We start from the raw sequence: 10445 nt of genomic DNA on the forward strand, positions 1-10445 counted from the left end.
CCGAAGTCCGCGAAGTGGCGGAAATGCGCGCCGTGCTGGAAGTGCTGGCGCTCCGCCACGCCGCCCGCCACCTGACCCCCGCCATTCTCGACGCGGCGGAGGAGGCGGCGAGGCAAGGCGATGCCGCCGCCGACGTGCATGCCTGGGAAGAGGCAAACCGCCGCTTCCATCGGCTGATTCTCACCCCCTGCGGCATGAAGCGCCTGCTCGCCTCGATCGACGACCTGCATGCCGCAAGCGCCAGGTTCCTGTTTTCCGCCTGGCAGTCCGGCTGGGAAAAGCGCACCGACCACGACCATCGCGCCATCCTCGCCGCGCTTAGGCAGGGCAAGATCGACGAGGCCGCCGCCATCCTGCAGAAGCACGTGCAATGGATCGGCCGTGGCCCACAACCGGCCAAGACTGGTGCCGCGCGCGAGACTTTCGCCATCGTCGGCTGATTATTTCCAAAAATTATAGATAATTTATTTCCGCGGAAACCGGCTTTATAGGCCTGTTTTTGCCGAGATGTGCCATCGTTTCCTCTGCGCCCGCTGTATACTCGACACCGTGCCCCTTGCCTCTGTCGAAAATTCGCCTCATAAAATAGATGGGAATCAAAATTATCTATAATTTGAAAAGGAGAACCCGATGTCCCTGATTAATTCCCCCCAGGCGCTTATTTTCGATCCCTTTCGGCTTGTCGAGCGGTCCTTGCCCGCCAAAATCCTGTTCGTGCTCGCTGGCACGCTGGTGCTGGCGATCGCGTCCCGGATCGCCGTGCCGATGGTTCCCGTGCCGATCACCATGCAGACCTTCGCCGTGACCATGATCGGCGCGCTTTACGGCTGGCGGCTCGGCGCCTTGACGGTGCTTGCTTGGCTGGGAGAAGCAGCACTTGGAGCGCCGGTGCTCGCGGGTGGGGCGGGCGGCATTGCCGTGTTCGCAGGGCCGACCGCGGGTTATCTCTTTTCCTTTCCGGTGATTGCCGCCCTTGCCGGTTGGCTTGCCGAACGCGGCTGGACCGGGCGGCGCATCCTCGCCAGCTTCTCGGCACATCTGATCGCAAACCTTCTATGCCTTGCGCTCGGCTGGGCCTGGCTCGCGGCACTGATCGGCGCTGAAAAGGCATTATGGGCCGGCGTTGCCCCGTTCATCCTCGGCGCTGCGCTGAAATCGGGCCTGGCGGCAGCCGTCCTTGCCGCCGTCGCCTCCCGCAATCGCGCCGCGGCAGAGTGACGGTGAGGCTGCGGCCGCATCATCTTCTCTGCATGCTGACCTTTGTCGGCGAGGGCTACAGCCCGGCCTTCGTCGCCAATTATCGTCGTCTCGCCGGCCGGCTTTCCGCCGGCGAGACGATCGAGATCGTCTCCGGCCCCGACGATATCTGCGCCCCGCTTCTCTCGGATGAAGATGCGCATTGTTTCGGTGCTTCGGTTGCCGGTCGCGATGCGGCGGCGCTGGCGGATATCGCCCGCCTGCTTGGGCGGGAGCTAGAGACCGGGGCGGTGATCTCCTCCGATCAGGCGCTGTTCGAGAAACTGCGCCGCGCCTTCTCTGCCGGCGTGACCCGCCGCGCTTGCACGGGCTGTGAATGGAGCAGCCTTTGCGATCGCATCGCGGCAGAAGATTATGCAGGCGCGCTGGTCATGACGTTCAGCCCGCCGGAAACAGCGAAAGAAACTTCCGCTCGCCGTCCGGCGTGAACAGCACCGCGCGGCTCTCCTCACTGCGCCGTGCCCATCCGTTTTCGAGGAAATGGGCAAGCAGCGCCTTGCCGAGCGTGCCGGCCAGATGCGAGCGCCGCTCGCTCCAGTCGAGGCAGGATTTGCAGAGTGGCCGGCGATTGGATGTGAGCGACGCCACATCGATTCCGAGCGTGCCAAGCTCCCTGCGGCCGTCCTCGGTCATCGTCAAGTTGTCGCCATCGCTCTCGATCGCGCCGCGGGCGACGAAACTGTCGAGCATCCTCACCCCGTAATCTCCGGCAAGATGATCGTAACAGACACGCGCCTTGCGCAGTGCCGGATCTTTCGGTCCCGGCCGGTGGCGCAGGTGGCCTCGGCTTGCCGCAAACCCCATGATGTTTTCGAGCAGCGTGCCGGCGGCGGCATCTGCAAGCGTGAAATAACGATGCCGGCCCTGCTTTCGCTGGGCGAGAATGCCGCCTTCCTCGAGCTTGGAGAGATGCGAACTCGCCGTCTGCACAGTCACGCCGGCGGCTTGCGCAAGCTCGGTCGCCGTCAGCGCCTGGCCGCCCATCAGGGCAGTCAGCATGTTGGCGCGGGCGGGATCGCCGAACAGCATCCCGATGCGGGCAATGTCTGGACCTTCTTTCATACTTCGACCGTAACCGAAGCATCTTCGTCTGGCAATATGGCAAAACATCTCCACAACACAAGGAGACGAAGTCATGATCACCTGTTTCATCCGCTACGAAATCGACCCGTTCAAAAAAGATGAGTTCACTGAGTATGCCCGCAACTGGGGCCAGGCGATCCCGCGCTGCGGCGCCGATCTGATCGGTTATTTCGGCCCGCACGAAGGTTCGGCGACCACGGCCTATGGCATCTACAACATCGACAGCCTCGCCGCTTACGAGACCTATCGCGCCCGGCTGATGGCCGATCCGCTGGGCAAGGAAAACTACGCGTTCTCGAAACGCGAACGTTTCATCCTGAAGGAGGACCGGATCTTCCTCAAGAACGTCTCCACGCCGCACGGAGCTTTGGTAAAGCCATGATCGCCGTCATCTTCGAAGTCATTCCCTATATGGGCGAGCGCCACAAATATCTCGACCTTGCCGGCGAACTGCGGTCCGAACTGGAAACCATCGACGGCTTCATCTCGATCGAGCGGTTCGAAAGTCTCACCCTACGCGGAAAAATCCTGTCCCTGTCTTTCTGGCGAGACGAGGAGGCGGTCAAGGCATGGCGCAACCTCGAAAGCCACCGCGCCGCCCAGAAAGCCGGCCGCGGCGGCATCTTCGCCGATTACCGCCTGCGCATCGGCCACGTCGTCAGGGATTACGGCATGTTCGAGCGGGACGAAGCGCCGAAGGACAGCCGCGAGGTGCATGCGGCTTAGATGTTTATTCGCTGCGTTTGATGGCGGCGAGCTTGCCGAGCTGCCGGCTTTCTCCAAGATGCATCTTGAGCGACTCGAACCAGTCGCTCGGCAAATGGCCAATCAAACAGCTGTCGTCGGTGTGCGGTCGGCTCGACAGCCATGAAGCGGGACGTAAATCGGGACCCGGCCAGATGAAGACATTCAACTGGTCGGTATAAGCCCAGGACGGCTCCTCCGAGAGGCCGAGATACCTCAGCAGCTTTGTTGGCAGAGGTAATGCGCGTTGGTGAGATTTCGGTTCGCTATGCGAGATGCCGAGGCAATAGACGATCTCTTTGCTTCCATCGCGGACGGCGGACAAGACGATAACCGCAGGGCGCGTTTTCTCACCGTCGTCCCTTGTTCCGGATTGGGAATGCCAGAGATATTCGTAGGCGACAATGCTACCGACTGGCGCCGAAAGAGGGATTTTCAACGCGCCCGATCCGAGGGTTTCCGGGAGACAAGATTGCCTTCGTCGTCGAGGTCGTCGAGATTATAGGGCACGTCCGCCTTGACCTGCGCGGCGCGGATCGCTGCCATTTCCGCATCGCTGAGCTCTCGAGCAAGAAGCACTCTTCTTGTCGGCTGCTCGCCTCGCTTTGCGGATGCCTTTGTGGTGGGCATGATTGCACTCCATCATTGTTCTCCAAAGATACGGCATGTGTCGGAATGATCAAGCCGGCACCATCTTTCCACGCCTCAAAATTTTTCCCGAAACCGCACGCCGCTTCAGGCTTTAGTAACCAAAGTGGGTAACCATAACAGGCAGTAAAAATTCGTATCGAGTAGAGCGTAGCGAGTAGCAAATGGCAGCAGTTCTTCCGTTGGCCGACCTGAAGCGTCAGGTCCGTCCGGACACTTGGCTAAACTCCATCATCAAGGGTGATTGCGTCGCTGCTCTGGAGGCTCTGCCGGATCATTCCGTCGATGCGATCTTCGCCGATCCCCCATATAATCTCCAGCTCGGCGGCACGCTTCACCGTCCCGACCAGTCGCTGGTCGATGCCGTTGACGATGAATGGGACCAGTTTGCCTCCTTCGAAGTCTATGACGCCTTCACCCGCGCCTGGCTGCTCGCCTGCCGCCGCGTCCTGAAGCCGAATGGCACGATCTGGGTCATCGGCTCCTACCACAATATCTTTCGCGTCGGCGCGATCATGCAGGACCTGAACTTCTGGCTGCTGAACGACATCGTCTGGCGCAAGGTCAACCCGATGCCGAACTTCAAGGGCCGCCGGTTCCAGAACGCCCATGAAACGATGATCTGGGCGAGCCGCGACGCCAAGTCGAAGGGCTATACCTTCAATTACGATGCGCTGAAGGCCTCCAACGACGACGTTCAGATGCGCTCCGACTGGCTCTTCCCGATCTGCTCCGGCGGCGAACGCCTGAAGGGCGACGACGGCAAGAAGGTCCACCCGACCCAGAAGCCGGAAGCGCTGCTTGCCCGCGTGATCATGGCCTCGACCAAGCCGGGCGACATCATCCTCGATCCCTTCTTCGGCACCGGCACAACCGGCGCCGTCGCAAAACGCCTCGGCCGCAATTTCGTCGGCATCGAGCGCGAGCAGGATTATATCGATGCGGCTTCCGAGCGCATCGCCTCCGTCGAGCCGCTCGGCAAGGCGGAACTGACGGTCATGACCGGCAAGAAGGCCGAACCCCGTGTCGCCTTCAACACTCTGGTCGAAAGTGGTCTCGTCAAGCCCGGTCAGGTCCTGACCGATGCGAAGCGCCGCCACAGCGCGATCATCCGCGCCGACGGCACGCTCGCGGCAGGTGGCGAGGCTGGTTCCATTCATCGCCTCGGCGCGAAAGTGCAGGGCCTTGATGCATGCAACGGATGGACTTTCTGGCATTTCGACGATGGCAAATCCCTCAAGCCCATCGACGAACTGCGATCCGTGATCCGAAACGATATGGCGAAAATAGACTGATCCACCGGTCCCGCCACATCGACCGAATGCCTCGTCCGGTTTCGTACCTCTAGTCCCGGACGAGGATAATTGGCGCCCGGGAAGGCTGATCCCGGGCGCCATTTCTTTTGCGGGCGTCCTCGTCGCTTCTGCCGCCTGGCCAATTTCGACTTTGCGAAATTTCAGGTATTCCCGCCGTCACTTGCGCTTGATATCGTAGGTTGTATCGGGTTGAACGAATTTCCAGGTTAGCGTTTTTTAGAATGTCCATGCCTGTCAATGGCGAGTTGCGCCACCGGATCGAGCGTGCCTTGGCGCGGTTCTCTCCAAGCTGGGAGGGCAGGGATGCCGCGCGCCGGGCCGTGGCGCTGAAGATGCTGATCCTCTGCGAACTGGCCGGCGGTCGCCTGCGGGTCGTCGATGCGCTGGGCCTGAACGACAATACGCTCGACAACTACCGGCACGGCAAGACCGAGCCGCGCCACAGCACGCTTAACATGATGGCGGAACTGGCCGACGTGCCGATCGAATATCTCGGCAGCGTTTGGTCGGTGGAAGAAGGCGTCGTCCATTTCGCGGCGCCGGAAAACCAGCCGGCCGGATTTTCCGAGCCGAGCCCGGTCTGGGATCTCGCCGATCGTATCGTCATCCCGGCTTATGAAAACGAGGCGACCGGGCAGCCCCCGCTCGAACCGCACGACACCACATGGGCGGCCATACCGCGAGGTTTTTGGGCCAAACTTTCGGCCGAACCGGAAAACATGCGGGTCGTGCCCGCAAGCGGCGATAGCATGTCTCCGACGATTGTCGACGGAGCCCCGATGTTCGTCGATATCAGCGACCGCAAATTGGAGGACGGCCGGGTCTACCTGTTCGATACCGGCGCGGAACTGATCGCGCGGCGGGTGCAACGGCTTGCCGACGGCAGCCTCGAACTGCTGCCGGACAATGTGGAACGTTATCGCCCGCAGCATGTCCTCAAGGACAGTTTGTCCGATCTGAAGGTCGTCGGCCGCGTCTGCGCCGTAAGCCGGGTCCTGTAGATCCGGCCCATGAGACAAAACCTTAAAGTTCGATGCCGTGGGCGATCAGGTCCTGCCGCAGCGTTTCCGGATCCTTGAAATGCACCGCCTGCCAGCCGGCCGCGCGCGCACCCTCGACATTCGCCTGGCTGTCGTCGATGAAGATCGAAGCTTCCGGCGTCAGGCCGAAGTCGCGGGCGTGCTTTTCGTAGATCTCCACGTCCGGTTTGATCAGGCCGATCTCGCCAGACACGGTGACGCCCCGCGGTCTGTTGAGAAAGGGGAAGATCTGCCTAGCCTCGGCGAACGTGTCGGCGGCGAAATTGGTCAGCATCGTCACGTCGCGGCCCTTGTCGATCAGGCCTTCCATGATCGCGACCGAGCCGTCATAGGCATGCGGCACCATTTCGTGCCAGCATTTGCGGAAGGCGCGGATCTGTTCTTCCCGTTCCGGATACCGCTCGACCAGCAGCGCCTCGGCATCTTCCCATTTGCGGCCGCGATCCTGTTCCAGGTTCCATTCATGGGTGCAGACGTTCTCAAAGAACCATCTGCGTTCCTCCTCGTCCGGGATGACGCGGGCATAGGGAAGGTTCGGATCGTAATGGATCAGCACCTTGCCGATGTCGAAGACGATGTGGTCGATCTTGGCTGCCATGAACATGTCCTGGGAATATCAGTTCGGAGATTTTTCGAAGGCCAGTGGAATAGCCTGGGTGATGGCTTTTTTCATCACCGTCGGCAAGGCCTGGGCCTCTAGATTTGTGACCGGTTCCCACCATCCGTCGGCGGTGGAGACCCTTTCGGTCTTCGCCCGGAAGACCGAGAGCCTCAGTTCGAAATGAGTGAAGACGTGGGTGACGGTGCCGGACGCTTCCCATGCGGCCGGGAAGGGGGCGTGCTCCGTCGTCGTCCCGCCGTCGATGCGCGACGTCCAGGCTGTGGTCGGCACTTCGGTCATGCCGCCGAGGAGGCCGCTGTTGATCCGCCGCCTGAGCAGCACTTCGCCCTCCGATGTCACAGCGATGAACACCGCACCAAGCCGCACCGGCTTTTCCTTCTTTGCTGCCTTTACCGGAAACCGCTCCGGGTCGTGTTCTGCAAAGGCCAGACAGTCGTCGCGGAAGGGACAGAGCGCGCAGGCCGGCCGTTTTGGGGTGCAGATCGTCGCGCCGAGATCCATCATCGCCTGCGCGAAGTCGCCGGGCCGCTCAGTCGGCGTTAGTTCAGCCACCTTCGCCTTCATTGCCGGTTTCGAGCCCGGAAGCGGCGCGTCGATGGCGTAAAGCCGCGAAATCACCCGCTCGACATTGCCGTCCATGACCGCGGACTGGCGGTTGAAGGCGATGGCGGAGACGGCGGCTGACGTATAGTCGCCGATGCCGGGAAGCGCTCGCAGGCCTTCCTCGGTGTCGGGAAACACACCGCCATGCCCGGCCGCAACCGCTTCGGCGCATTTTTTCAGGTTGCGGGCGCGGGCGTAATAACCAAGCCCGGCCCAGGCCGCCATCACGTCCTCGACCGGTGCCGCGGCAAGGTCGGTCACTTTGGGCCAGAGCGTCAGGAATTTGGCGAAATAGGGTTTCACCGCCTGCACGGTGGTCTGCTGCAGCATCACTTCCGAAAGCCAGACGTGGTAAGGATCGGCTCGTTTTCCGGCCTTTGCCGCGGCCGGGCTCACCCGCCATGGAAGCTCGCGGTGATGCCGGTCGTACCAGGTCAGAAGCTTCTGCGCATGGGTGATGTTGATCGTCTGGAGCATCGTTTGCCGTAATGGGAAGAGATGGCGTATAGTTGTGGGAATAGTGCGCCGGCATCAAGGCCCGCCGGTGCCGCAATGGCGGGCGTCATGAGTTATCCCAAGAAACGCGAGCTGCAGATATCGGAAATCGCCAACGGCATCATCGATCCGGTGCTTGCCCGCCGCGCCGGCATATCGACGGCACTGCTCGGCTCCTGGGACGAGATCGCCGGCGAGGATTTTGCCGATTGCACGCGGCCGGAAAAGATCGCCTGGCCGCGCCGCGACGAGGGCACCGGTTCGGGCGGCGGTCATCAGGCCGGTGTGCTGACGATTGCCTGCGAAGGGGCGCGCGCGCTTTTCCTCACCCATGCCCAGGGTGAACTGATCGCCCGCATCAACGGCTTTTTTGGTTTCCCGGCCGTGCGCCAGATCCGCATCGTCCAGAAACCGGTGTCCCAGACCTTCAAGCATCCCCGCAAGCCGCCGCCTTTGAAGGGCGAGGCCGCCAAGCGGCTGGAAACCATGATGGAAGGGATCGAAAGCGAGGCGCTCAAGAAGGCGGTGGCAAGGCTTGGCACCGCCGTTCTGCAGCAGAAACGCAAGGTCTGAGAGATAAACCGGCCGATCCTCTTGATAGACCTCCGATTTGTCACAATTCTTTGAAGAGATTTGCTTATCGACAGCTTGTTCGCGCTGGGGCGCCGCGATACGGAATGTCACCTTTATTGAAGATTTCTCGCACACGGGTGTTCCATGCAGATGAACGAAATGACCATGACCAGGCGCGCGCTTCTCGGCGGAGTGGCTGTAACCGCCCTTTGCCTGGCGCTGCCGCTCGGCGCTTCCGAAGCCTTTGCGCAGGAAATGCCGGAATCCCAGGGCGACGTGGACATGGCCGCTGCACTGAAGCCGGGCCCGCTGCCGGAAATGGCGCTGGGCGACGAAAAGGCCAAGGTGACGATCATCGAATACATGTCGATGACCTGCCCGCATTGCGCCAACTTCCACAACAAGACCTTCGACACGATCAAGACCAAGTATATCGACAGCGGCAAGGCGCGCTTCATCATCCGCGAATTCCCGTTCGATCCGGTTGCGACCGCCGCTTTCATGCTCGCCCGCTGCAGCCCGCAGAACGCCGCCGAGCTTTCGACGCCTGCCCAGTATTTCCCGATGGTCTCGATGCTCTTCAAGCAGCAGCGCGGCTGGGCGTCGCCGGCGGATGGAAATGTGCGCAATGCGCTGCTCCAGACGGTCAAACTCGCAGGTTACTCACAGCAGACTTTCGAGGCCTGCTTGACGAACCAGAAGCTTCTCGATGAAGTGAATGCTGTCGTTAAGAGGGCTGCGGACGAATTTGGCGTCAATTCCACGCCGACCTTCCTGATCAACGGCAAGAAGTATTCGGGAGATATGTCGGTTGAATCCATGTCCAAGCTCATCGACAGCTTGTTGTGAGCACACCTTCCTTAAAGGGAAGGTGAGGGGCGCGGCATGAAGTTCAACAAGCTGCGCGTTCTGGGATTCAAGTCTTTCGTCGAACCGACGGAATTTATCATCGAGCGCGGGCTGACCGGTGTGGTCGGCCCGAACGGCTGCGGCAAGTCCAACCTCGTCGAGGCGCTGCGCTGGGTGATGGGGGAAAACTCCTACAAGAACATGCGCGCGTCCGGCATGGACGACGTGATCTTCTCGGGTTCCGGCAACCGTCCGGCCCGCAATACGGCCGAAGTCGGCCTCTATCTCGACAATTCCGACCGCACGGCGCCTGCTGCCTTCAACGATTCCGACGAGATCCAGGTGACCCGCCGCATCGAGCGCGAGTCCGGATCCGTCTACCGCATCAACGGCAAGGAAGCCCGCGCCAAGGACGTGCAGCTGCTGTTTGCCGATGCCTCGACCGGTGCCCGCTCGCCGTCCATGGTCGGGCAGGGCCGCATCGGAGAACTGATCCAGGCAAAACCCCAGGCACGCCGCCAGCTCCTCGAAGAGGCCGCCGGCATTTCCGGCCTGCATTCGCGCCGCCACGAGGCGGAACTGCGGCTGCGGGCCGCCGAAGGCAATCTCGAACGACTGGACGACGTGCTCTCGCAGCTCGAAAGCCAGATCGAGAGCCTCAAGCGCCAGGCCCGCCAGGCCAACCGTTTCAAGACCCTGTCGGCCGATATCCGAGCCCGCGAGGCGATGTTGCTGCATATCCGCTGGGTTCAGGCCAAGGAGGCGGAAGGCGAGGCGGAAAGCGCTCTCAACCAGGTGACCAGCGTGGTCGCCGAAAAGGCTCAAGGTCAGATGGAGGCCGCCAAGAACCAGGCGATCGCAAGCCTCAAGCTGCCTGAACTGCGCGAGGAGGAGGCGAAAGCCGGTGCCATCCTGCAGCGCCTGCAGATCGCCCGCGGCCAGCTGGAGGAAGAGGCGAACCGCCTTCTGAAGCGCCGCGACGAACTAACCCGCCGGCTCGTCCAGTTCGGCGAGGATATCAGCCGCGAGGAGCGGCTCGCCGCCGACAACACGTCCTTCCTCGAAAAGCTTGGCGAGGAAGAGGCCGAACTCAACGACATGCTCGCCGATACCGGCGCCGAAGCCGAGGAGATGCGCGCGACCTTCGAGGCCGCCGCCGCATCGCTGGCGACGAGCGAAGCGCTGTTTTCGGCAATCACCGCCGAGCGCGCCGAG

At 61.8% G+C, this 10445-nt stretch carries 15 protein-coding genes; 10 read left to right on the forward strand and 5 right to left on the reverse strand.

The annotated features are described in order from the left end of the window. The 3 genes from MOV61_RS24730 to MOV61_RS24740 form a co-directional block, all read left to right on the forward strand. Positions 1 to 440, forward strand: a 440-nt coding sequence (locus MOV61_RS24730) for a GntR family transcriptional regulator (RefSeq protein ID WP_247138492.1), incomplete at its 5' end; no start/stop codon positions are given. 190 nt (positions 441 to 630) lie between these two features. After that, the gene (locus MOV61_RS24735; protein WP_247138493.1) at positions 631 to 1218 is read left to right on the forward strand and encodes a biotin transporter BioY; all 588 of its coding nucleotides are present in this window, start codon (positions 631 to 633) and stop codon (positions 1216 to 1218) included. Then, the gene (locus MOV61_RS24740) at positions 1215 to 1685 is read left to right on the forward strand and encodes a DUF1284 domain-containing protein (protein ID WP_247138494.1); all 471 of its coding nucleotides are present in this window, start codon (positions 1215 to 1217) and stop codon (positions 1683 to 1685) included. The genes MOV61_RS24735 and MOV61_RS24740 overlap by 4 nt, the downstream gene beginning before the upstream one ends. Here MOV61_RS24740 and MOV61_RS24745 read toward each other — a convergent pair. Beyond that, entirely contained in the window at positions 1636 to 2319 is a 684-nt protein-coding gene (locus MOV61_RS24745) for a helix-turn-helix transcriptional regulator (RefSeq protein WP_247138495.1), read from the reverse strand. The two genes, MOV61_RS24740 and MOV61_RS24745, sit on opposite strands and share 50 nt — an antisense overlap. A gap of 73 nt (positions 2320 to 2392) precedes the next feature. Here MOV61_RS24745 and MOV61_RS24750 point away from each other — a divergent pair, with 73 nt between their 5' ends. Then, entirely contained in the window at positions 2393 to 2722 is a 330-nt protein-coding gene (locus MOV61_RS24750; RefSeq protein WP_247138496.1) for an NIPSNAP family protein, read from the forward strand. After that, complete coding sequence (locus MOV61_RS24755; protein WP_247039497.1) at positions 2719 to 3066, forward strand: antibiotic biosynthesis monooxygenase; 348 nt, start codon at positions 2719 to 2721, stop codon at positions 3064 to 3066. Before MOV61_RS24750 ends, MOV61_RS24755 begins: the two co-directional genes overlap by 4 nt. Positions 3067 to 3070: 4 nt before the next feature. On the opposite strand, the gene MOV61_RS24760 is transcribed toward MOV61_RS24755, so the two are convergent. Both MOV61_RS24760 and MOV61_RS24765 read right to left on the reverse strand, forming a co-directional pair. Beyond that, on the reverse strand, positions 3071 to 3523 hold the full coding sequence (locus tag MOV61_RS24760; RefSeq protein ID WP_051899661.1) for a hypothetical protein: 453 nt from the start codon (positions 3521 to 3523) through the stop codon (positions 3071 to 3073). Then, complete coding sequence (locus MOV61_RS24765; protein ID WP_105401947.1) at positions 3520 to 3714, reverse strand: hypothetical protein; 195 nt, start codon at positions 3712 to 3714, stop codon at positions 3520 to 3522. Before MOV61_RS24765 ends, MOV61_RS24760 begins: the two co-directional genes overlap by 4 nt. Before the next feature lie 182 nt (positions 3715 to 3896). Between MOV61_RS24765 and MOV61_RS24770 the strand changes: the two genes are divergently transcribed. Both MOV61_RS24770 and MOV61_RS24775 read left to right on the forward strand, forming a co-directional pair. After that, positions 3897 to 5027: a site-specific DNA-methyltransferase gene (locus MOV61_RS24770; RefSeq protein ID WP_038584349.1), complete on the forward strand. Its 1131-nt coding sequence runs from the start codon at positions 3897 to 3899 to the stop codon at positions 5025 to 5027. A 248-nt stretch (positions 5028 to 5275) separates the two neighbouring features. Continuing rightward, positions 5276 to 6049 (forward strand): S24 family peptidase, encoded by a 774-nt coding sequence (locus tag MOV61_RS24775; RefSeq protein ID WP_247138497.1) that lies wholly within the window; start codon positions 5276 to 5278, stop codon positions 6047 to 6049. A gap of 22 nt (positions 6050 to 6071) precedes the next feature. Here the strand turns inward: MOV61_RS24775 and MOV61_RS24780 are convergent, their stop codons facing one another. Next, positions 6072 to 6686: an HAD family phosphatase gene (locus MOV61_RS24780; protein WP_247138498.1), complete on the reverse strand. Its 615-nt coding sequence runs from the start codon at positions 6684 to 6686 to the stop codon at positions 6072 to 6074. Between the two features lie 18 nt (positions 6687 to 6704). Next, the gene (gene mutY / locus MOV61_RS24785; RefSeq protein ID WP_247138499.1) at positions 6705 to 7790 is read right to left on the reverse strand and encodes an A/G-specific adenine glycosylase; all 1086 of its coding nucleotides are present in this window, start codon (positions 7788 to 7790) and stop codon (positions 6705 to 6707) included. 87 nt (positions 7791 to 7877) lie between these two features. Here mutY and MOV61_RS24790 point away from each other — a divergent pair, with 87 nt between their 5' ends. The 3 genes from MOV61_RS24790 to MOV61_RS24800 all read left to right on the forward strand — a co-directional run. Further along, positions 7878 to 8381 carry a DUF721 domain-containing protein gene (locus MOV61_RS24790; protein WP_037084405.1) on the forward strand — a complete coding sequence of 168 codons (504 nt, stop codon included), beginning with the start codon at positions 7878 to 7880 and terminating at the stop codon, positions 8379 to 8381. A gap of 144 nt (positions 8382 to 8525) precedes the next feature. Continuing rightward, a complete protein-coding gene (locus tag MOV61_RS24795) occupies positions 8526 to 9230 on the forward strand; it encodes a DsbA family protein (RefSeq protein WP_038584356.1) in 705 nt (234 codons plus the stop codon). A 36-nt stretch (positions 9231 to 9266) separates the two neighbouring features. Then, the coding region (locus MOV61_RS24800; RefSeq protein ID WP_247138500.1) for a chromosome segregation SMC family protein at positions 9267 to 10445 on the forward strand (1179 nt) is incomplete at its 3' end.

Origin of the sequence: Neorhizobium sp. BETTINA12A (assembly GCF_023006485.1) — a bacterium.
Taxonomy (GTDB): Bacteria; Pseudomonadota; Alphaproteobacteria; order Rhizobiales; family Rhizobiaceae; genus Neorhizobium.